Here is a 21,569-nt window from a genome sequence, read left to right as displayed (position 1 = left end):
CATCGAAACGATTAATGGGCAATTAAAGACCATTTCTCAAATTGAGCACTCGCGCCACCGAAGTATAAAAGGCTTTCTGTTGTGTGTTTTAGGTGGATTGATTGCTTACAGCCTTAAATTGAAAAAGCCATCACTGAAAATTTTCTACTCAGAGAAAGATATTTCAATGATGGCTTAAGCAGAATTCGGGTTAGTTTAATGTGGAGTGGGGTATTCTTGACTAAGAATCCCACTCCCAATTTCCCTTAATATCGAATCGGAGTGAGTAAGAGCTATCTGGTTTGATACTTAATCTATCATGTCATTATTGTTAGCTATCAATTGTTCAAGTTGTGCTCTGTTTGTCAGCTTTGTATCTACTTTTATGTAAGCACTATGCTCTTCCGGAATAATAACGACATCGCAAACGCCGGGCTGAACAAGAATTTTTTGTTCCAACAATGCCTTATTGACTATATTTTCTGGTAGAGAAATTCTGATGCTGCTGACATAAGGAGGTTGCTTCATTGTTGTACTGATAATCAACCAAATGGTTGTCAGAACGATACCTGCCATAAATACCAGCGGTGCCCCTTTTAATTCAGATAACCAACCACCAAGTCCACCCCCTAAAGCGACACCTAAAAATTGACTGGTGGAGTAGATGCCCATTGCTGTACCTTTATAACCCGCCGGTGCTTCTTTACTGATAAGTGATGGCAGGATAGCTTCCATTACATTGAAAGCAATAAAGAAAATTTGTATGCCGATGAAAATTACCCATAAGTGATGCCCCGCCGCCCACAATACAATTTCAGCAATCAGCAGCATCGTGATACACAGTAAAAACACTTGTTTCATGCGGCGCTTTTTTTCTGCGTAAATAATGAAAGGTAAAACAGATAAAAATGAAACTAGCATAGTGATCAGGTAAACCTGCCAAAGCCGTTGGTTAGGGAGTCCTGCTTGTTGCATCACCAAAGGAAAGGCGACAAAACTTGCCATTAGCAAAGTGTGCAAACTGAGTATGCCAAAGTTAAGTTTCAGCAATTGGCTATCAGCCAGAACCTTACTGAAACTGTGACGAACAATGCCTGATTCACGGTTGAGGATGTGTTTATCTGTGGAAGGAACAGCCAATAGTGTTATCAGAATGCCACAACCGGCCAGAATGGTAATTACCCAAAACAGGCCGTTTAACCCAATGGCATGAGCCAAGATTGGGCCAAGTACAATGGCTGCGGCGAAAGTTATTCCGAAACTAATGCCAATAAAAGCCATTGCTTTAGTTCGATTTTGTTCACGGGTTAAATCAGAAAGTAGCGCCATAATTGCAGCAGATATGGCTCCAGCACCTTGTAGCGCTCGTCCAATTATTATGCCCCAGATAGAATCACTGAGAGCAGCAATGATACTGCCTAAGATGAATAGTAGTAACCCGCCAACAATTAAGGGCTTAGGACCAATTTTGTCAGAAAGCAGGCCAACAGGGATCTGGAAAATTGCCTGGGTTAAACCATAAATGCCAATGGCGATGCCAATAAGTGTTTTGGTGCCATTTTCTAGATCCAGGCCATAGGTTGTTAATACAGGAATAACCATGAACAGACCTAGCATTCGCAGAGAAAAAACTGAACCTAGGCCCCATGTCGCCCGAAGCTCAAGTGGCGTCATTTTATTATCGTTCATGATTACCTCGAAATATTTTTATGCGTCATTGTAGATAGGTTTTCAATAAGGGGTAAATAGTTAATTGAATTAATAATATTGAAGTATTAAGGGAGGGGATAACAGGCAGGAAGGAAACTGATGGCAGAGAGGATACAACTGCCATCAGGGAAAATTACCGGACGTAAGTTAGGAAGGCTTCTGAGGGCACATGTGGGTCAATAGACATCATGACACTCAGGGAAGTGATTGCCACAATGGAAAATATAAACAATTTACGAGCCCAAATGCGGTCATTATCAGTTTTGTAACCGGATAACGCCATTCCTAGCCACCAGACGCTCACTGCTGCTGCAACAACCAAATATTTGTAACCAGCGTAACCGCTGATGGCTAACATAAGGGTTGCAATCATAAATGCCAGGATATAAAGGATAATGTGGTTTTTCGCCACAGATATGCCTTTGATCACGGGCAATACAGGAATATTGGCTGCTTGGTAATCTTTGAAACGAAAAATAGCAATGGCATAGGAGTGCGGCATTTGCCACAGGCTGAAAATCAGTAACAGGATCAACGCGCCCGTATCAAACTGACCAGTTACTGCACAATAACCGATAACCGGAGGTGCAGCACCGGACAAACTACCGATCAACGTGCCATAAACAGATTTCCTTTTCATATAGAGGCTATAAACCCCTACATAGACGACAAAACCGATGATCGCTAATTGCATTGCTAAAGCATTGGCTGCTGCATAGAGCAGCACTATGCCAGCAATACCCAGTATTGATGCATAAATCAGGCTGATTTTCGGATCAATAAGTCCTTTTACAAGGACACGGTTTTTTGTTCTTTCCATGATCCGATCGATGTCACGGTCAATGTAGTTGTTAAATACACAACCAGAAGCCACGACTAATGAAACGCCGAGCAGAGTCGAGATGAACAAAGGGTAATCTATCACCCCTTTCGAGGCGAGTAGAAAACCACCGATCACAGAAATTAAATTGCCGAAAATAATTCCTGGTTTAGTTACTTGCAGGTATTGCTTAATCATATATGCAGCTCTTTAATCAACCATCATATTAATGTTGAGGTTGTACATAATCCATAGCGAGCCAACAACAACAATACCGATAATTAAAATGGTGAACAGCAATGCTACTAAGTTCCAGCGCTCTTCTGACGACGTGTTCATGTGCAGGAAGTAGATAAAATGAACAATGATCTGCACCACAGCCAGAGCGACTACTGTTGTCAGGATAGTCGTATGGGAGGCGGAACCATCCATGACCATCCAGAACGGAATCACTGTCAGTATCACCGAAAGAACAAAGCCGATCAGATAAGACTTCAGGCTACCGTGGCTAGCTCCAGTATGAGCGGTATCGGAATGACTCATTACATAGCTCCTAACAGATAAACAACGGTAAATACACAGATCCATACCACATCCAGGAAGTGCCAGAACAAGCTCAGGCAGTTCAGACGGGTTTTATTTACGTCAGTTAAACCGCGGCGGGTTACTTGGATTATCATAATGATAATCCAGACCAGACCACAGGTAACGTGGATACCGTGAGTAGCAACCAATGCGAAGAATCCAGACAGGAATGCACTGCGGTCAGGGCCGTAACCTTCAGCAATCAGGTGATGGAATTCGTACAATTCCATCGCCACGAAGCCAAGGCCGAACAGGAAAGTCATACCAAGCCAGGCGTTAACCTGGCCGACTTTTCCTTTGTTCATTCCCAGCATGGCAAAGCCATAAGTGATACTACTGAATAACAGTAGGAAAGTTTCGACCAATACAAAAGGGAGGCCGAAAATCTCTTTGCCAGATGGACCACCCGCGGTTCCGTTAACGAGTACTGCATAAGTCGCAAATAGACATGCAAACAAAATACAGTCACTCATCAAATAGACCCAGAAACCGAATACTTTAGTGGCTCCCGCATCGTGGTGCCCGTGATGCTCGTGGGCATGATTGTGGTTAGTCATAGTTTCAGTTGACATGGTTCAGACCTGCCTTGCTAATTTGTTCATGGTGTTGATTCTCAATTTGCTCAACTTCAGCAACGGGTACGTAGTAATCAACATCTTCATCAAAGCTTTTTGCAATCCAAGTGATAATCATGCCTGCGAAGCTTGCGATAGCCAGCCACCAGATATGCCAAATCATGGCGAAACCAAACAGCAAGCTAAAGCCAGCAATGATTACACCCGCACCGGCATTTTTAGGCATATGAATTTCTTCATACTGAGCAGGACGTTTATAAGCAGTGCCTTTTTCTTTCATATCCCACCATGCATCACGGGTTTGAACATGTGGAACTTCAGCAAAGTTATAAAACGGCGGTGGAGAAGATGTTGCCCACTCCAGAGTACGTCCGCCCCAAGGGTCGCCGGTCAGGTCACGGTTTTGGTCACGGTCACGGATACTCACGTAGAATTGGATGACCTGACACAGGATACCAACGGCAATCAGTGCAACACCAATCGCGGAGACGACCAGCAGAGTATGGAATTCAGGGTTGATATCTTGGCTAATACGACGGGTCATCCCCATAAAGCCGAGCGCGTAAACTGGCATAAAGGCGATAAAGAAGCCGATGATCCAGAACCAGAATGCGCGGACACCCCATTTTTCATTCAGGGTGAAACCAAAAGCTTTCGGGAACCAGTAAGCAGTACCAGCGAAACAACCAAAGACAACACCACCGATGATCACGTTATGGAAGTGTGCAATCAGGAACAAGCTGTTATGCAGAACGAAGTTTGCGCCTGGAACTGCTAGCAGGACGCCGGTCATACCACCGATGGAGAAGGTGACGATGAAGCCAACGGTCCACAACATCGGTGTTTTATACTCAATGCGCCCTCGATACATTGTGAACAGCCAGTTGAAGATCTTAACGCCTGTCGGAATCGAGATAATCATGGTGGCTATACCGAAGAAGGCGTTAACGTTCGCGCCAGAGCCCATCGTAAAGAAGTGGTGCAGCCATACGATAAACGACAATACGGTGATGGCAATGGTCGCCCACACCAGAGAAGTGTAGCCAAACAGTCGTTTTTTCGAGAATGTCGCAGTCACTTCAGAGAAAACACCAAAGACCGGCAACACCAGAATATAAACTTCAGGATGACCCCAAGCCCATATCAGGTTGATATACATCATCATGTTACCGCCCATATCATTGGTGAAGAAATGGGTACCCATGTAGCGGTCAAAAGTTAACAGGGCGATGGTAACTGTCAGAATTGGGAATGCGGCGATGATCAGTACGTTAGTACAGAGTGCTGCCCAAGAGAATACAGGCATTTTCATCATGGACATGCCAGGAGCACGCATACGCAGGATCGTCGCAAAGAAGTTAACGCCCGTCAGTAAGGTACCGATACCAGATATTTGAAGACTCCATATCCAATAATCGACTCCAACGCCCGGGCTATATTCTATACCTGAGAGCGGAGGATAAGCTAACCAACCGGTCTGAGCGAATTCACCTACCCCCAGAGAGATGTTAATCAGTGCAACGCCAACGACGAAGAACCAGAAGCTCAGTGAGTTCAGGAATGGGAATGCCACATCACGAGCGCCGATCTGGAGTGGAACCACGATGTTCATCAGGCCGACAACAAAAGGTGTCGCCATGAAGAAAATCATGATAACGCCGTGGGCGGTAAAGATCTGGTCATAGTGATGCGGCGGCAGGAAACCTTCTGCACCCGCAGAGGCGACAGCCTGCTGACCACGCATCATGATGGCATCGGCAAAGCCACGGAGCATCATGACCAGTGCCACGATAATGTACATAATACCGATTTTCTTGTGGTCAACGCTGGTTAACCACTCGCTCCACAGCCATTTCCATTTACGGAAATAGGTCAGGGCTCCGACAATCGCGAGCCCTGCGAAGAGAATCCCAGCAAGAGTGACCATGACAATGGGCTCATGCAATGGGATTGCATCAAGTGTTAATTTTCCCAACATTACTTTATTCCTCAACTCCGGCATGAGCGGTTTCGCTCATATTCATGTTATGACCTGTCGTTGCACCGTGGCCGCCATGCATATTCATGTTGCCCATAAATTTGGCAATAATGTCTTGATACAGGTTAGGCTTAACGCTTGAGAAGTATTCAACCGGATGGTTCTGGCTTTGTTTAGCTAACTCGTTAAATGCCTGCATGGTATCCAAGGTTTTGGGAGAGGCTTTCACTTTTTGAACCCATTGTTCAAAACCTTCACGATCTGCGGTAGCGGTAGCAGTAAATTTCATGCCGGAGAAACCGTGACCACTATAGCTGCTGGACAAACCTTTATAAGTGCCAGGTTCATCGGCAATTAAGTGAAGTTTAGTCTGCATACCAGCCATTGCATAGATTTGACCACCTAACTGTGGGATGAAGAATGAGTTCATCACAGAATCAGAGGTGATTTTGAAGTTAATAGGAACCCCGGTAGGGAAAGCAATTTCGTTAACTGTAGCGATACCTTGCTCCGGGTAAACAAATAGCCATTTCCAATCAAGAGAGATAACTTCAATAGTCACTGGTTTTTCATCACTGACCAGTGGCTTATATGGGTCAAGCTCGTGGGTTGTTTTCCAGGTAATGGTTGCTAAAATAATAATGATAATGATAGGAACGGTCCATACTACCAGCTCAATTTTATTCGAGTGTGCCCAGTTAGGGTGATAGGTAGCACTTTTGTTGGCCTCGCGGTAACGCAGGGCAAAAGTGAATGCCATGATGATCACCGGAATAACGATGATTAGCATCAGGCCAATAGCCGTAAGTATCAGCATTTTTTGTTCAGCGCCGATAGCGCCTTTAGGATTCATCAATACCATATCGCAGCCACTCAGCATAAGAGTAGCCGCTAGTATTGACAATATCCCAATACTTTTATTGTATTTCATAAGTCTCATCTAACGACTCCAAATAACAAAAGCTCTATTGTCGTTTCATCAGTGCGGGCATTCTACGGTAAGGCTACTAGAGTGTAAACATTTGTAATAGTTAGTTGAGGGGTTGTTAACCCTTTATGTTACTGGGATCACATGCAACTGTAAGATTAATCAGAAGTTAGCTTAAAAAGGTTATTTAATTGTAACGAAATAGTGCGGAAATATGAATTTGTACTAAATCATTTTATATTTTTTTAGGTGAAAGGAAAAAAAATAAAAAAATTTGCTTTAAAAATTTCCACCGCGGTCATTTTATTTAGGAATTAAATTAATTGTGAGCCACTTTTGGCAGCTCACAATTAAAATCAATAATTAGAAATTATATTTAATGGAGTAGACAATCGCATCCTGCCAGAAGTCTTCACCTAATTTATGATCGGCGTATCGATATTGAATGCCGGTAGTGAAGGACTGGTGAGGTGTCCACCATAACGCTATTGCACCATTGGTACCGTTCCGTCCACCGTTGCCGTAGCGTTCATTCCGGTTAAGTTCTATTTCATTCCAGTTGGTTATGCTGAATTTTTCTTCCCAGAGTTGAAAGTCGTAACCTGCAACCCAACCAACGACATAGCCGTTATTACCGGAGTAGAAAGTTTGGTCAACATAGTGCAGCGCAACGAATGGTTTGAACCAGACACCGGCGAAATCAGTGTTGTAGCCAATACCGTAGAGGGTATTTACCTCGTGGAAGTTCCCGCCATGTGCTGTACCTGGGAGCGAGTAAGTACCGTAAACATGACCATAGAGGTTGAAACCCGTATCAGCCAGATAGAAGCGACCGGTTGTCTTAAAAGTGTATCTTTGGTTATCCCCTGGTTCAGCATGCTGACTGTTGAAAGCATTTTCCAGGTCAAAGAACCCGTATAATTCACCCCAGTCAAACCCGGCTCCGCCTTCCAGTTCCAAATAGGCAAAGTCGTCTTTATGAGAGGTTTGCCCGGACTTGTGTGTGGTATGGCTAGTCCAGTCGAGGTAGTTCATGCTGATATTAGCAAAACCCCCTTTATATTCAGCATAAGCTGGAACTGAGACGGTGGTGAGTAAAGCAGTAGCCAGAATGGTTGTTCTCATAAATTTCTCTAACGCATCCATGAAAAGAGGTTTTGGGTTTTAAAGCTATATTAAATAACCCTTAAAATGGTAGTCTGATTCTACGCAGATATAAATATTGAACAATCAAATAATCACTCAAAAATAGCACTTTTGGCAAATGACTATTTGAAGTGTGATCGCTATCACTTAAATATTTAAAAAGAAGGCAGGAATATCAAAGGCTGACCGCCGTCAACCTTTAATAAGTTAACTTAATGTTTTCACCTTTTAAGTCAATTGGCCCCTTCTTAATGCAAGATAATCTAGAAAGCTACCGAGAATGATGCTTGTGATACCGATTTGCGCTCCCCAGAATAGTAATGTTTCGGCCAGATCAGGTGCATGAGTCCAGTTAAGTGCATTAGTGGTGATGATAAGTAACCAAAATGTAAGCAAAATACTTGCTAATGATAGTAAGCCAAGCGCTAGACGATAGAAGTTTTTGAACTCAGTACGTGGCATAAAATTGTTAGTTCGCTGGATATAAACCAGAGTCTGGCGGCAGATAAATAACAGTAATAAACCTGGAACAGAGGCCGCTATAGAGAATAGATAGAAGTTTGGCCAGCCATGTAATTCAACGAACCAACCCGCAATTGGGCCGACATAGACTCGGCCAACAGCAGATAAAGCAGATAATAAAGCAAATTGTGTTGCAGAGAACGATTTATGACATAATGCCATAATTAGGGCAACAAATGCAGCGGTTCCCATTCCGCCACAGATATTTTCCAGAAAAACAGCGCTGCCCATAGTGTAGATATTTTTGTCCGTGATGGATAACAGCCAGTATCCAATATTGGAAATCGCTTGAAAGATGCCAAAGATCATGAGTGAGCGGAATAAACTCCATCGTTGCATTAAATAACCACCATATAATGCGCCAACGATAGTTGCTGCTAATCCCAGCGTTTTGTTGATCATTCCAACTTCACCAGCATCAAAGCCAATACCTCGGATCAGAAAGGGGGTACTTAAGCTGGCAGCAAAGGCATCTCCCATTTTATACATGACGATTAACAGTAGTATCAGCCATGCATTATTGCGATTAAAAAAATCAACTAATGGGTCTATTGCGGCTTGCTGGAGTGTTTTTGGCGGCGGAGCGTCAATTTCAGGCTCTTTAGCTTTTAACGTCGCATAGATGCCAATTAACATCAATCCAGCCATTAACCAGTAGGTGTGTTGCCAGCCAATATAGCGGTCTGCGATCCATAGTGCTAACCCGCCTGAAACCAACATGGCTAACCGATAACCAAGTACTGAAACGGCAGCGCCTACGCCTCGCTCTTCGCTACTCAATAAATCGGCTTTATAAGCATCAAAGACGATATCCTGTGATGCGGAACAGAAAGCAACGGTTACCGCTAGTGTGGCCAGCCACCATAAATGTTGAGATGGTTGGAGAAAACCCATTGCAGCAATACTGGCTATAAGTAATAACTGTGTAACAAGTAGCCAACCACGGCGACGTCCAAGAAAAGGGAGGGTAAATCGGTCCATAAAAGGGGACCAAAGAAATTTGAAAACATATGCTTGGCCGACAAGAGAAAAGAAGCCAATTGTTTTAAGATCAATGTCTTCAACGGTCATCCATGCTTGCAGGGTGCTGGCAGTCAACGCGAGCGGTAAACCAGAAACAAAGCCGAGTAAAAGCAGAATTCGTGAATTATGTTGGGTAAAAACGGTGAGATAACGATAAGACATGTGCCTCCCAAAACCCTGCCCTTGGCGGGCAGAGTAAATAATTAGTCCTTTAATAAACGATTAGTCCTTTAATTAGCGCGCATTTTGTTTGATGAAATTGCTGACGGAAGGATCTTGAGCCATATCTGCTATGACTTCTGATAATACAGTATTGACTGCATCAGCAATTTTTTCATTAGTTGCGCCTAAGGGACCTTGTACATTGTAACTAGTGCGGTAATTCTTAATTTGTTTACTGCCATTTTGCGCTGTACTAATGATGGAGATATCGGCTTTTGTTGAAATATTATGGCGCAGGCTGCCTTCTTTGACGTCTGCATATAGATTGTTCACAATAATTTGCAGATTGGCATTGGCTGGAGAGCCAATCATATAACCACGAGCGGTCATCTGTTTTTCCAGGACTTCCTGGAGTAGAAAGCGTAGATCACGAGAGGGTTTCAGTGTTTCCAGCTTTGCATTGCGGTTAACTTGAGCAAGCGTCTGAGACTGACGATTGTCGGCCCCGCTGATACTGAGGGTAATTGCGCCCATCGTTGGATCTGCTGTTGGCAATGCAATTTTAGGTTCGATGGTCAAGGTATTGCTGGGAGCGGCGCAACCAGCAAGAAGAAAAAGCGCAATGAGTGGGAATAAGATTCTTTTCAACATGTTAATTTTCTCATCAGTGATAAGGATATCCAGTAATACTTATCAATAGCATAAATTGCGTTAATAATATCACCGCCTTTTGGTCATGGCATATCCCTGATGGGGTAAACGCATATAAAAACCTTATGATGTGGGATTCGATTAAAAGATATTTTAATGCGTTGGTGCTATAACTCATGGAGAATAGACTAAAATTATTAGCATGGTTGGCAGTACGACTGCTGTGTGGTTAAGGAGAAATGGTATGGTGTATCAGGATATAGAAGAGAAATTACAGGCTGCATTTAATCCCTCATATCTTGAGGTTATTGATGAGAGTTATCGTCACAATGTACCCGTAGGTTCTGAAAGCCATTTTAAAGTCGTCATCATCAGTAATAAATTTGCTGGTGAACGTATGCTGAACCGCCATCGTTCCGTTTACAGCGTATTATCGGCAGAATTGTCCGCAGGTGTTCATGCTTTGGCGTTGCATACCTATACAGAAAAAGAGTGGAATGAATTACAGGATACTGTTTTAGCGTCGCCGGCATGTCGCGGGGGTAATATTGTTGCCTGAAATGTGCTGAACTTAATTTGGGGCGTATTCTTATACAATAGAATAAATTCAGCGAACGGTCTTCGGGCCGTTTTTGCGTTTTATATATGATCCATTTTGGATGCAAATTTAGCCGCTGAATAATCGTTATCCTGTGAAGTTGATGAATAATTCGGCCTTTTTTCAGCAATTCTCGACTCACACCGTCTGCATCGCTATAATGTCGCGTCTAATTTTTAGAATGGTTTCGGGACGCTTCTGACATCAGGGATTCTCGGTTTTTAAATGCGACCGCCCCGGTTCTTAGAGAGTATTGCGATTAGTACATAAAATATGTGCTGGTTGTATGGTCTCTGGAGTTGACCGAGCACTATGATTTTTTTGAGGTAAAAAGATGCAAGTTTCTGTTGAAACCACTCAAGGCCTTGGGCGTCGTGTGACAATCACCGTTCCTGCTGCCGATGTTGAAAAAGCAGTTAGTAGTGAGTTGGTCAATGTAGCAAAAAAAGTGCGTATCGATGGTTTCCGTAAAGGCAAAGTGCCTATGAACATCGTTAAACAACGTTACGGTGCTTCTGTCATTCAGGACGTTCTGAGTGATCTGATGCAACGTAACTTTATTAATGCAATCATCGAACAAAAAATTAATCCAGCAGGTGCGCCAAGTTATGCACCAGAACAGTTCAAAAATGGTGAAGATTTCACTTACTCTGTAGAGTTTGAAGTTTATCCAGAAGTTGAATTGAAAGATCTGGAAGCCATTGAAGTTGAAAAACCTGTTGTTGAAGTAAAAGACGAAGATGTTGATGCAATGCTGGAAACATTGCGTAAGCAGCAGGCTAATTGGAAAGAAACCGAAGAAGTTGTTGGCGCAGAAGATCGTGTCACTGTTGACTTCAATGGCTCTGTTGATGGTGAAGAGTTTGAAGGTGGTAAAGCATCTGATTTTGTGCTGGCTATGGGGCAAGGCCGCATGATCCCAGGTTTTGAAGAGGGCATTGTTGGTCACAAAGCTGGGGAAGAATTTACCATTGATGTTAATTTCCCAGAAGATTATCACGCTGAAAATCTGAAAGGTAAAGCGGCTAAGTTTGCTATTACATTGAAAAAAGTGGAACAGCGTGAACTGCCAGAGTTGAATGAAGAATTCATCAAACGTTTCGGTATTGCTGATAGCACCGTTGATGGCCTGCGTGCAGAAGTACGTAAAAATATGGAACGTGAACTGAAAAATGCAGTCCGTAACCGTATTAAATCTCAGGTTATCGAAGGTTTGGTTAAGGCTAACGAAATCGACGTTCCAGCCGCTGTTGTTGATAGCGAAATTGATGTTCTGCGCCGTCAGTCGGCTCAGCGTTTTGGCGGCAATGAAAAACAAGCTCTGGAACTGCCTCGTGAACTGTTTGAAGAACAAGCTAAACGTCGCGTTGTTGTTGGCCTGCTATTAGGTGAAGTTATCAGCAGCAATGAACTGAAAGCTGATGAAGAGCGTGTTAAAACATTAATTGAGGAAATGGCTTCTGCCTATGAAGATCCTCAAGAAGTGATCGAATTCTATGGTAAAAACCAAGAATTGATGAACAATGTTCGTAATATTGCTTTGGAAGAACAAGCTGTTGAAGTTCTTCTGGGTAAAGCAAAAGTTTCTGAAAAAGAAACCACTTTCAATGAGTTAATGAATCAGAATCAAATGGCATAAGTTTTAGTTTTGTCATGAGATAATGAATTTGCTGTCTTATTAAAATGAACCCGCAGATTTATCTGCGGGTTTTTTTATAAGTAAGAGGCAAGATTTTTCTTGAAAAAAGTGGGTTTAACCCCAGATCCTTTTTAATATTATGTATATGATTACAAAATTTTTCAGGGGTAATTCCCCCTTGATTGGTTAACTTTGAATCATGGTCATCATCGCTTATCTCAAGTAGAATTGGTTATGAATGGCACCAACATGAATTCTATTAGGAGACGAAAATGTCATATAGCGACAAGCGGGATCAATATGCGCCTCACATGGCTTTGGTGCCGATGGTAGTTGAACAGACTGCGCGTGGGGAACGTTCGTACGATATCTATTCGCGCTTATTAAAAGAACGTATTATTTTTCTGACCGGCCAGGTTGAAGATCATATGGCAAACCTGGTTGTAGCTCAGATGTTGTTTCTTGAGGCAGAGAATCCAGAAAAAGATATTTTCTTATATATCAATTCGCCAGGTGGTGTGATTACGGCGGGAATGTCTATCTATGATACGATGCAGTTTATTAAACCGGACGTCAGTACTATTTGTATGGGGCAGGCATGTTCAATGGGAGCATTCTTGTTGACTGCTGGTGCAAAGGGAAAACGTATCTGTTTGCCAAATTCCCGGGTTATGATCCATCAGCCATTAGGCGGTTTCCAGGGACAAGCTACAGATATTGAAATTCACGCTCAGGAAATACTGAAAGTAAAATCGCGTATGAATGAGTTAATGGCAAAACATACGGGAAGACCTATTGAAGAGATCGCGAAAGATACAGAACGTGATCGTTTCTTGTCGGCAGATGAAGCCGTAGAGTATGGATTGGTTGATAAGATTTTCACCCATCGCGATTAATTTATTATTCCCGGAAGCTATAATATAAACATTCGGCTTACCGCTTGGTAAGGCTATGACATTCGGGGTAATAGCAGAAGTTTCCTGCTTTGCCAGATGAATCTGGGGGAACGGTTGATAAAGTGAGGTTGTGACTGATGACAGATAAGCGCAAAGACGGTTCAGGAAAGCTGCTGTATTGCTCTTTCTGCGGGAAAAGCCAACATGAAGTGCGAAAATTGATTGCTGGCCCGTCAGTATATATCTGCGATGAATGTGTTGATTTATGTAACGACATTATTCGCGAAGAAATTAAAGAGCTTGTACCACATCGTGAGCGTAGTGCATTACCAACGCCTCATGAAATCCGTCAGCATTTGGATGATTATGTTATCGGCCAAGAAACGGCGAAAAAAGTGTTGGCGGTTGCTGTTTATAACCATTACAAGCGGTTACGTAATGGCGATACCAGTAACGGTGTTGAGTTAGGTAAAAGTAATATTCTGCTTATTGGTCCAACAGGGAGTGGTAAAACGCTATTAGCTGAAACATTGGCTCGTTATCTTGACGTTCCTTTTACTATGGCCGATGCGACTACGCTGACCGAAGCGGGATATGTGGGAGAAGACGTAGAAAACATTATTCAGAAATTACTGCAAAAATGTGACTACGATGTGCAAAAAGCTCAGCGCGGTATTGTTTACATTGATGAAATTGACAAAATTTCACGTAAATCTGATAACCCGTCAATTACTCGGGATGTTTCAGGCGAGGGTGTACAGCAAGCGTTGCTGAAATTGATTGAAGGTACAATTGCGGCAGTTCCTCCTCAGGGGGGGCGTAAACATCCACAACAGGAGTTTTTACAGGTAGATACTTCTAAAATCCTGTTTATTTGTGGTGGTGCGTTTGCAGGTCTGGATAAAGTCATTGGCCAGCGTTTAAATACCAGTACGGGTATTGGATTTGGTGCGAAAGTCAAAGGTGAGTCAGAAAAGGCTACTGAAGGCGAATTGCTTGCACAGGCTGAGCCAGAAGATCTTATCAAATTTGGGCTTATCCCTGAATTTATTGGGCGGTTGCCTGTTGTTGCCACGCTCAGTGAATTGAGTGAGGAAGCGTTGATTCAGATTTTGAAAGAGCCTAAAAATGCGTTGACTAAGCAGTATCAAGCATTGTTTAACCTTGAAGGCGTTGATCTGGAATTCAGAAGTGAAGCCTTGACTGCTATTGCTAAGAAAGCAATGGTTCGTAAGACGGGGGCCCGCGGCCTACGTTCTATTGTTGAAGGCGCATTGCTAGACACTATGTATGATCTGCCATCAATGGAAAACGTTGGAAAAGTTGTTGTAGATGAATCTGTTATTAATGGTCAATCTGCGCCTTTGCTGATTTACAGCAAACCGGATGCCCAGGTTTCTGGTGAATAATTGAGTCTAGGACAGGGAATTCACTAAACGAGATATTATTTAATAAAATGAGGGAATTACCCTCATTTTGTTTTTATTAAAGTGCCATACCATTGAATGTCAAATTCCTGTCCCCATATATTTTATATTCTATGGAGTGAAACTCGTGAAAACCGTGTTTCACGAGATTCCTAAAAACTGGCGAAAGCTAAACGAAGAGAGAGCTCTATGAATCTTGAGCGTTCCGAACGCATAGAAATCCCTGTATTGCCTCTGCGCGATGTGGTGGTTTACCCGCATATGGTGATCCCATTGTTTGTAGGGCGTGAGAAGTCTATTCACTGCCTAGAAGCAGCAATGGATCATGACAAACAGATCATGTTGGTTGCGCAAAAAGAAGCTTCAACTGATGAGCCAGGGGTTAATGACCTTTTCTCCGTTGGTACAGTAGCTTCTATTTTACAGATGTTAAAACTGCCTGACGGCACGGTAAAAGTGCTTGTCGAAGGGTTGAAACGTGCCCGCATTACGACTCTGACTGACAATGGCGAACATTTTTCTGCTCATGCTGAGTATCTTGACTCGCCGCTCGTTGATGAGCGTGAGCAGGAAGTTATGATCAGGACAGCTATTAATCAGTTTGAAGGCTACATTAAATTAAATAAGAAAATTCCACCAGAGGTTCTGACCTCGCTGCACAGTGTCGAAGATGCCGCTAAATTAGCTGATACAATTGCTGCGCATATGCCATTGAAACTCAGTGATAAACAGACTGTTTTGGAAATGTCTGATGTTGTTGAGCGTCTTGAATATCTGATGGCAATGATGGAGTCGGAAATTGATTTGTTGCAGGTAGAAAAACGTATTCGTAACCGCGTGAAGAAACAAATGGAAAAAAGCCAGCGCGAGTACTACCTGAATGAACAGATGAAAGCGATTCAGAAAGAATTGGGGGAAATGGATGATGCGCCTGATGAGTATGAAACCCTTAAGCGCAAAATTGAAGCCGCAAAAATGCCCAAAGAGGCTCGTGAAAAAGCTGAAGCTGAATTGCAAAAACTGAAGATGATGTCTCCTATGTCTGCGGAAGCGACGGTCGTTCGTAGTTACATCGATTGGATGGTGCAGGTTCCGTGGGTTGCTCGCAGTAAAGTTAAAAAAGATTTGGTTAAAGCTCAGGAAACTTTGGATACCGACCATTATGGTTTGGAGCGTGTGAAAGAGCGCATCCTTGAGTACCTGGCAGTACAAAGCCGAATTAGTAAAATTAAAGGGCCGATTTTATGTTTGGTTGGGCCTCCTGGGGTGGGTAAAACCTCTTTAGGTCAGTCCATTGCACGAGCGACCGGGCGGAAATATGTGCGTATGGCGCTGGGCGGGGTTCGTGATGAGGCTGAAATCCGTGGTCATCGCCGAACCTATATTGGCTCTATGCCGGGCAAATTGATCCAAAAAATGTCCAAAGTTGGAGTGAAGAACCCTCTGTTTCTGCTGGATGAGATTGATAAGATGTCATCCGATATGCGTGGCGATCCAGCTTCTGCCTTGCTGGAAGTTTTGGACCCGGAACAGAACGTAGCATTTAACGACCATTATCTGGAGGTCGATTATGATCTGTCAGATGTCATGTTTGTTGCAACGTCTAACTCCATGAATATTCCGGCGCCATTGTTGGATCGTATGGAAATTATTCGTCTTTCCGGTTATACGGAAGATGAAAAATTGAATATTGCCAAACGTCATTTGCTGCCTAAGCAGATTGAACGTAATGCCCTGAAAAAAAGCGAATTAACTATTGATGACAGTGCTATTATTGGCATTATCCGTTATTACACTCGTGAAGCCGGAGTGCGTAGTTTAGAGCGAGAAATTTCTAAGCTGTGTCGTAAGACGGTAAAAGCATTGTTAATGGATAAAAATTTAAAACATATTGAAATCAACGCAGATAACTTGAAAGAGTATCTGGGGGTTCAACGTGTGGATTATGGCCGTGCAGATACGGAAAACCGTATTGGTCAGGTGACAGGACTTGCATGGACTGAAGTTGGTGGTGATTTACTGACCATTGAAACCGCGTGTGTTCCGGGGAAAGGTAAACTAACCTATACTGGCTCACTCGGTGAGGTTATGCAGGAATCCATTCAGGCAGCATTAACCGTTGTTCGTGCTCGTGCTGATAAGTTGGGTATCAACGCTGATTTTTATGAGAAACGGGATATTCATGTCCACGTTCCGGAAGGTGCGACGCCAAAAGATGGCCCAAGCGCGGGTATCGCCATGTGTACAGCATTGGTCTCTTGTTTGACCGGTAATCCAGTTCGTGCTGATGTTGCTATGACCGGTGAAATCACATTGCGTGGTTTAGTTCTGCCAATCGGCGGCTTGAAAGAGAAACTACTGGCAGCTCATCGAGGCGGAATCAAAACAGTCTTAATTCCTGAAGAGAATAAACGTGATCTGGAAGAAATTCCCCAAAATATTATTGCAGATCTACAGATCCATCCAGTAAAACGTATTGAAGATGTTTTAGCTATTACATTGCAAGATCCTGTTTTTGGCGCAGAATTAGTGTCAGTTCAGTAGTACAAAAATAGTGAACTATCTCAATAATTATGGATGAAATATAGGCTGGTAAGTGAATTCAAGCTTACCAGCTTTTTTGTATTGCTAACTTGGATGAGCTGTCTAATAAATATTTTGTTGTCTTATGATTTCTTGCCAATATCGGAAAGGATTGATATAACGGCACTGCTATCGGGTTGTCCGTTGGATTCTGATGCGGTAGTAAAAACTATATGGGGATGATAAGAGTGAATAAATCACAACTGATCGACAAAATTGCTGCTGACTCTAATATTTCTAAAGCAGCCGCAGGGCGTGTAGTAGATGCATTCATTTCTTCTGTAACGGGTGCATTGAAGGATGGCGATGATGTTGCTCTGGTGGGATTCGGTACTTTTGCTGTTCGTGAACGTTCTGCACGTACAGGCCGTAACCCTCAAACAGGAAAAGAGCTCAAAATTGCTGCGGCTAAAGTACCTGCTTTCCGTCCAGGTAAAGGTTTGAAAGACGCTGTTAATGAGTGACATAAACCGAATATTGCTTATCAGTCCTTGTTATATTGGCAAACATAGACTGACGAGACAGATTTGGTAAGCTAAAATAGAAGCGCATCAATTGATTGGTGCGCTTTTTTTCTCTTAACGCTTGAATTAGCGTAATATGGCGTTTTCAATTTCACCAAAGCGGAGTTTTGCCTCTTTATGATGGACAACCTACGCACGGCGGCAAACAGTCCTGTGCTTAAAATCGTGCTGGCTCTCATTATCCTGTCTTTTGTTTTGACGGGGGTTGGGGGCTATCTGACAAGTGGAGCTGGTAGTTATGCTGCCGAAGTGAATGGCCAGACTATCAATCGTGCTCAATTGGAGCGGGCGTTTCAGCAAGAGAGAAACGCATTGCAAGAGCAATTGGGAGATAAATTCTCAGTGTTGGCAAGTGACGAACAAAGCATGAAGCAGATTCGTAATCAGGCTTTGGAGCGTCTAATTAATAGTGTACTGATTGAGCAATATTCCCGTGAATTGGGTTTATCCGCCAGCGATGAGCAAGTTAAGGATTCTATCCGAAATACTTCTTACTTTCAGACAAACGGTAAATTTGATAACAACAAATATCTGGAGTTGCTCGACCGTTCCAAGATGAGTCCAGATCTTTTTGCTGAGCAAACACGCCAGAATTTAGTTAATCAACAATTAATTATGGCTTTTTCTGGTAGTGAAATAGCATTGCCTAGTGAGGTGAAACCTAATGCTGAATTGCTTCTGCAACAGAGAGCTGTGCGTATGGCTACACTGGAGCTGAAGAAAATTCAGGCGCAGCAGGAAGTAACAGATAAAGATTTGCAAGATTACTATAATCTAAATAAGAACAGCTTTATTGCTCCAGAAGAAGTGAAAGTCAGTTATATCAAGATGGATGCTGTAGATGAAATGAATAAAGTTTCAGCTACATCCGCTGATGTTGATGCTTACTATGAGCATAATTTGAAACGTTATACTCAACCAGAGCAGAAAAAATATAGTCTGATTCAGCTTGCAACTGAAGCTGAAGCCAAGACTGTGCTTAATGAGCTAAATAAGGGTGCTGATTTTGGTAAATTAGCGACTGAAAAATCAACGGATAAGTTTTCAGCAAAAAATCGTGGTGAGATCGGTTGGATAGAAGAGGATGCTCTTCCTGAAGAGTTGAAGCAAGCTAATTTGAAAGATAAAGGTCAAATTTCTTCTGTAATTAAGGTTGCTGATGGTTTCGCTATTTTCCATTTAGATGATGTTAAGCCTCAAATAATTAAGCCTTTATCTGAAGTTCGCACTGAAATTGAGAAAACGGTTAAGCAGGAAAAAGCAGTAGATGCTTTCTATGCTCTGCAACAGAAGGTCAGTGATGCTGCTACCAGCGATAATGAATCTCTAGCTGCGGCTGAGGAAGTTGCAGGTATTAAGGTTGTGACGACTGATTGGTTTGATCGCAATAGTGTGCCGGTAGAGATTAATTTCGGCGCTGTCATTCATGCTATTTTTGAAGGTAATCTTGTTGATGGGCAGGGGCCGACAGGGACTAACTCTGACGTTATCTCCGTTGAAGGCGATCGTGCATTTGTTTTGCGTGTAGATAATTATAAGCCGGAAACAGTACAGCCTTTCGAGAAAGTTAAAGAGCAAGTTACTGAACTGGTTAAACGTCAGAAAGCTGAAAAACAACTTCAAGTCGAAAGTGAGAAATTACTGGCTGCTTTAAAAGAAGGTAAAGGTGAGCAAGCCTTGAAAGATGCAGGTATTCAATTTGGCGAACCTCAGGTTATTCAGCGTACATCTCAGGATAATGTGTTAGTTGGTGCAGTATTTGCGTTACCTCGGCCAAAAGAAGGTAAGGCAGAATATGGTTTGACGAAAAATAGTTTGGATGATGTTGTGCTGCTCCAACTGGATAAAGTTACTCCAGGTGTTGTATCCGAAGAACAAATTAAGAGCATGACTGATAGCTATCAGAGTGAAATGGGTAACGCTATGCTGGATTCTTTACTGGTTAGTTTGCGTGAAAAAGCCAAAATTAAGTTAGGTCATATCGAATAAAAATTTGCGGAGAGTATCGCAAATATCTTTGTAATTACCTTGTCAATAAAGGCCGCTTTCGCGGCCTTTCGCATATCTGATCTTCATCCATTGTGCTCAAATTTATCTGTGGCAATCTTTTTTCTGCTCATAAAACATGGAGGAATTGATATGAAAAAATCGGGAATTTTATCTATTTTGCTCGCTGGCTTGCTTTATGCGTGTGGAGGGCAATTTGCGATTGCCACTGAGCAAGTAAAAGATAAAGTAGCTAAAGCAGCCAGTACTACCGGTCATTCTTCATCAGAAAAGCAATTACAGCAGCAGGATGCTTTGAAAGTTGAAGAAAAGGGAAAGGTGAATATTAATACTGCAAGTGCGGAAGAGTTAGCAAAAGCACTAAATGGTATTGGGGTAAAAAAAGCACAAGGAATTGTTGAATATCGAGAAAAACATGGTGCGTTTACTACGGTGGAACAGTTACAGGAGGTTCAGGGAATAGGGCCAGTTTTCATTGAGCGAAATAGAAGTAAGTTGAGTTACTAGTATATTATCTATCATCCTCATTCATGATTTTTTTATGAATGAGGATGTTGTGATCAAGGTTGCAAATAAATTACTTTAATTAGTGTGAATTTTTTGTTTTGCTATTGTGAAATCAACCTGGTCAGATGAGTGACTTTAACATAAAGGCAATATTATGAGTTCAATTATAAAAGTTCATGGTTATCATATAGATTTGTTTCAGCATGTGAACAATGCTCGCTATTTGGAGTTTCTGGAAAGTGCTCGGTGGGAATGGTTGCATAAGCATTCTGTAGTGGAATGGATACAGAAAAACAATGTTGGGTTTGCAGTGGTCAACATTAATATCAATTATCGCAGTTCAGCAGTTCTTGGCGATGAATTGGAAGTGGATTGCCGATTGACGGAGCTGAGAAATAGAAGTGGTGTATTTTCTCAGGAAATCATACGCAGAAGGAACAATCAACTCATTGCAGATGCTAAGACTACGTTTGTCTGGATTGATAGAAAAACGCAAAGAGCGTTATCTATTGAAGGTGAATTACGTGAAATAATGGGGGCTTTGGTGAAAACAGGACAATGAGAGGGGAAGGCTCTCATTGCCATTTGGATTAAACTAAATGTGTTTTTGCTTTCATTTCAGTCATTATTTTCTCCGGAGCATTCAAATATTGTTCTAATCCGTTAGCTCTGAGATGACAAGCTGCACATGTACCACATCCATTACCTTGAATGCCGTTGTAGCAAGTTAGCGTCTGACTACGAACAAAGTCTAAATGTTGGTAGTAGTCGGACAATGCCCAAGTTTCAGCTTTGTTTAGCCACATTAATGGCGTTTCAAAACGGATATCACGGGCAATGCCAAGGCTTACCGCTTTATTCAGTGCCTTGACAAATTCATCGCGGCAATCAGGATAACCGGAGAAGTCAGTTTCGCATACTCCAGTAATAACTGCTTCAGCTTCAACTTGATAAGCATATATAGCAGCCAGTGTCAGGAACAAAATATTGCGCCCAGGGACAAATGTACTGGGTATAGCGCTTTTTTCACTTTCACTGTGATCGGGAACAGGGATGTTATCACGAGTCAAACTGCTGAGAGCCAGTTCATTAAGTAATGTGACATCCAGTACTTTATGTGCGACAACACCAAGAGAATGGCTGACATTACGCGCAACATCAATTTCGGCGCGATGGCGCTGACCATAATCAAAAGTGACACAATGTACTTCGTCATATTGATTAATTGCTTGAATCAGGCAGGTCGTGGAATCTTGCCCGCCACTGAATACAACAACCGCTCGTCTCATTGTAACATCCTCATTGGAAT

General features: G+C 42.5%; 20 protein-coding genes. 10 read left to right on the top strand and 10 right to left on the bottom strand.

Translation table 11 applies throughout. The features are described from left to right. Positions 1–178 (top strand): transposase (locus EAE90_RS16815; RefSeq protein WP_281422327.1); only part of this gene is annotated, 178 nt, incomplete at its 5' end. Positions 179–288: 110 nt separating this feature from the next. Here EAE90_RS16815 and EAE90_RS16810 read toward each other — a convergent pair. From EAE90_RS16810 to EAE90_RS16770, 9 genes are all read right to left on the bottom strand, one after another. Next, positions 289–1,668: an MFS transporter gene (locus EAE90_RS16810; RefSeq protein ID WP_214054439.1), complete on the bottom strand. Its 1,380-nt coding sequence runs from the start codon at positions 1,666–1,668 to the stop codon at positions 289–291. 154 nt (positions 1,669–1,822) lie between these two features. Further along, entirely contained in the window at positions 1,823–2,707 is an 885-nt protein-coding gene (gene cyoE, locus EAE90_RS16805) for a heme o synthase (RefSeq protein ID WP_011148018.1), read from the bottom strand. A 12-nt stretch (positions 2,708–2,719) separates the two neighbouring features. Further along, positions 2,720–3,052, bottom strand: coding sequence for a cytochrome o ubiquinol oxidase subunit IV (locus tag EAE90_RS16800; RefSeq protein ID WP_011148017.1), 333 nt, complete (start codon positions 3,050–3,052; stop codon positions 2,720–2,722). Continuing rightward, a complete protein-coding gene (locus EAE90_RS16795) occupies positions 3,052–3,666 on the bottom strand; it encodes a cytochrome o ubiquinol oxidase subunit III (protein ID WP_214054438.1) in 615 nt (204 codons plus the stop codon). Before EAE90_RS16795 ends, EAE90_RS16800 begins: the two co-directional genes overlap by 1 nt. Beyond that, positions 3,656–5,647, bottom strand: a complete 1,992-nt coding sequence (gene cyoB / locus EAE90_RS16790; RefSeq protein ID WP_214054437.1) for a cytochrome o ubiquinol oxidase subunit I — start codon at positions 5,645–5,647, stop codon at positions 3,656–3,658. The genes EAE90_RS16795 and cyoB overlap by 11 nt, the downstream gene beginning before the upstream one ends. A gap of 4 nt (positions 5,648–5,651) precedes the next feature. Continuing rightward, positions 5,652–6,587, bottom strand: coding sequence for a cytochrome o ubiquinol oxidase subunit II (gene cyoA / locus EAE90_RS16785; protein ID WP_036808849.1), 936 nt, complete (start codon positions 6,585–6,587; stop codon positions 5,652–5,654). A gap of 351 nt (positions 6,588–6,938) precedes the next feature. Continuing rightward, the gene (locus tag EAE90_RS16780) at positions 6,939–7,700 is read right to left on the bottom strand and encodes a nucleoside-specific channel-forming Tsx family protein (RefSeq protein ID WP_214054436.1); all 762 of its coding nucleotides are present in this window, start codon (positions 7,698–7,700) and stop codon (positions 6,939–6,941) included. Between the two features lie 249 nt (positions 7,701–7,949). Continuing rightward, on the bottom strand, positions 7,950–9,428 hold the full coding sequence (gene ampG, locus EAE90_RS16775) for a muropeptide MFS transporter AmpG (protein WP_214054435.1): 1,479 nt from the start codon (positions 9,426–9,428) through the stop codon (positions 7,950–7,952). Positions 9,429–9,500: 72 nt separating this feature from the next. After that, entirely contained in the window at positions 9,501–10,079 is a 579-nt protein-coding gene (locus tag EAE90_RS16770; RefSeq protein ID WP_214054434.1) for a lipoprotein, read from the bottom strand. A gap of 244 nt (positions 10,080–10,323) precedes the next feature. Here EAE90_RS16770 and bolA point away from each other — a divergent pair, with 244 nt between their 5' ends. From bolA to EAE90_RS16725, 9 genes are all read left to right on the top strand, one after another. Beyond that, entirely contained in the window at positions 10,324–10,638 is a 315-nt protein-coding gene (gene bolA / locus EAE90_RS16765) for a transcriptional regulator BolA (RefSeq protein WP_036775112.1), read from the top strand. A 373-nt stretch (positions 10,639–11,011) separates the two neighbouring features. Continuing rightward, positions 11,012–12,316, top strand: a complete 1,305-nt coding sequence (gene tig, locus EAE90_RS16760; RefSeq protein WP_036775114.1) for a trigger factor — start codon at positions 11,012–11,014, stop codon at positions 12,314–12,316. Positions 12,317–12,588: 272 nt separating this feature from the next. Next, complete coding sequence (gene clpP, locus EAE90_RS16755; RefSeq protein ID WP_036775116.1) at positions 12,589–13,212, top strand: ATP-dependent Clp endopeptidase proteolytic subunit ClpP; 624 nt, start codon at positions 12,589–12,591, stop codon at positions 13,210–13,212. Positions 13,213–13,349: 137 nt separating this feature from the next. Beyond that, positions 13,350–14,621, top strand: coding sequence for an ATP-dependent protease ATP-binding subunit ClpX (clpX, locus tag EAE90_RS16750; protein ID WP_049582566.1), 1,272 nt, complete (start codon positions 13,350–13,352; stop codon positions 14,619–14,621). Positions 14,622–14,828: 207 nt separating this feature from the next. Further along, positions 14,829–17,183: an endopeptidase La gene (lon, locus tag EAE90_RS16745; protein ID WP_214054433.1), complete on the top strand. Its 2,355-nt coding sequence runs from the start codon at positions 14,829–14,831 to the stop codon at positions 17,181–17,183. A 227-nt stretch (positions 17,184–17,410) separates the two neighbouring features. Next, positions 17,411–17,686 carry a nucleoid-associated protein HU-beta gene (gene hupB, locus EAE90_RS16740; RefSeq protein ID WP_133816029.1) on the top strand — a complete coding sequence of 92 codons (276 nt, stop codon included), beginning with the start codon at positions 17,411–17,413 and terminating at the stop codon, positions 17,684–17,686. A 177-nt stretch (positions 17,687–17,863) separates the two neighbouring features. Further along, complete coding sequence (ppiD, locus tag EAE90_RS16735; protein WP_214054432.1) at positions 17,864–19,735, top strand: peptidylprolyl isomerase; 1,872 nt, start codon at positions 17,864–17,866, stop codon at positions 19,733–19,735. 150 nt (positions 19,736–19,885) lie between these two features. Further along, positions 19,886–20,260, top strand: coding sequence for a ComEA family DNA-binding protein (locus EAE90_RS16730; protein WP_214054431.1), 375 nt, complete (start codon positions 19,886–19,888; stop codon positions 20,258–20,260). A gap of 154 nt (positions 20,261–20,414) precedes the next feature. Then, entirely contained in the window at positions 20,415–20,822 is a 408-nt protein-coding gene (locus tag EAE90_RS16725) for an acyl-CoA thioesterase (RefSeq protein WP_046394481.1), read from the top strand. Between the two features lie 28 nt (positions 20,823–20,850). Here the strand turns inward: EAE90_RS16725 and queC are convergent, their stop codons facing one another. Beyond that, positions 20,851–21,549, bottom strand: coding sequence for a 7-cyano-7-deazaguanine synthase QueC (gene queC / locus EAE90_RS16720; RefSeq protein ID WP_214054430.1), 699 nt, complete (start codon positions 21,547–21,549; stop codon positions 20,851–20,853). Between the last annotated feature and the right edge of the window lie 20 nt (positions 21,550–21,569).

The organism is Photorhabdus caribbeanensis, from assembly GCF_018448885.1.
Classification (GTDB): domain Bacteria; phylum Pseudomonadota; class Gammaproteobacteria; order Enterobacterales; family Enterobacteriaceae; genus Photorhabdus; species Photorhabdus caribbeanensis.
This window is presented reverse-complemented; position numbering and strand designations above follow the sequence as displayed.

Coding starts and splice junctions, on each gene's coding strand:
- lon (WP_214054433.1), top strand. CDS start 14,829: ATGAATCTTGAGCGTTCCGAACGCATAGAAATCCCTGTATTGCCTCTG.
- EAE90_RS16730 (WP_214054431.1), top strand. CDS start 19,886: ATGAAAAAATCGGGAATTTTATCTATTTTGCTCGCTGGCTTGCTTTAT.
- clpX (WP_049582566.1), top strand. CDS start 13,350: ATGACAGATAAGCGCAAAGACGGTTCAGGAAAGCTGCTGTATTGCTCT.
- ppiD (WP_214054432.1), top strand. CDS start 17,864: ATGATGGACAACCTACGCACGGCGGCAAACAGTCCTGTGCTTAAAATC.
- EAE90_RS16770 (WP_214054434.1), bottom strand. CDS start 10,079: ATGTTGAAAAGAATCTTATTCCCACTCATTGCGCTTTTTCTTCTTGCT.
- tig (WP_036775114.1), top strand. CDS start 11,012: ATGCAAGTTTCTGTTGAAACCACTCAAGGCCTTGGGCGTCGTGTGACA.
- EAE90_RS16800 (WP_011148017.1), bottom strand. CDS start 3,052: ATGAGTCATTCCGATACCGCTCATACTGGAGCTAGCCACGGTAGCCTG.
- EAE90_RS16725 (WP_046394481.1), top strand. CDS start 20,415: ATGAGTTCAATTATAAAAGTTCATGGTTATCATATAGATTTGTTTCAG.
- EAE90_RS16810 (WP_214054439.1), bottom strand. CDS start 1,668: ATGAACGATAATAAAATGACGCCACTTGAGCTTCGGGCGACATGGGGC.
- cyoA (WP_036808849.1), bottom strand. CDS start 6,587: ATGAGACTTATGAAATACAATAAAAGTATTGGGATATTGTCAATACTA.
- EAE90_RS16795 (WP_214054438.1), bottom strand. CDS start 3,666: ATGTCAACTGAAACTATGACTAACCACAATCATGCCCACGAGCATCAC.
- cyoB (WP_214054437.1), bottom strand. CDS start 5,647: ATGTTGGGAAAATTAACACTTGATGCAATCCCATTGCATGAGCCCATT.
- cyoE (WP_011148018.1), bottom strand. CDS start 2,707: ATGATTAAGCAATACCTGCAAGTAACTAAACCAGGAATTATTTTCGGC.
- bolA (WP_036775112.1), top strand. CDS start 10,324: ATGGTGTATCAGGATATAGAAGAGAAATTACAGGCTGCATTTAATCCC.
- ampG (WP_214054435.1), bottom strand. CDS start 9,428: ATGTCTTATCGTTATCTCACCGTTTTTACCCAACATAATTCACGAATT.
- clpP (WP_036775116.1), top strand. CDS start 12,589: ATGTCATATAGCGACAAGCGGGATCAATATGCGCCTCACATGGCTTTG.
- EAE90_RS16780 (WP_214054436.1), bottom strand. CDS start 7,700: ATGAGAACAACCATTCTGGCTACTGCTTTACTCACCACCGTCTCAGTT.
- queC (WP_214054430.1), bottom strand. CDS start 21,549: ATGAGACGAGCGGTTGTTGTATTCAGTGGCGGGCAAGATTCCACGACC.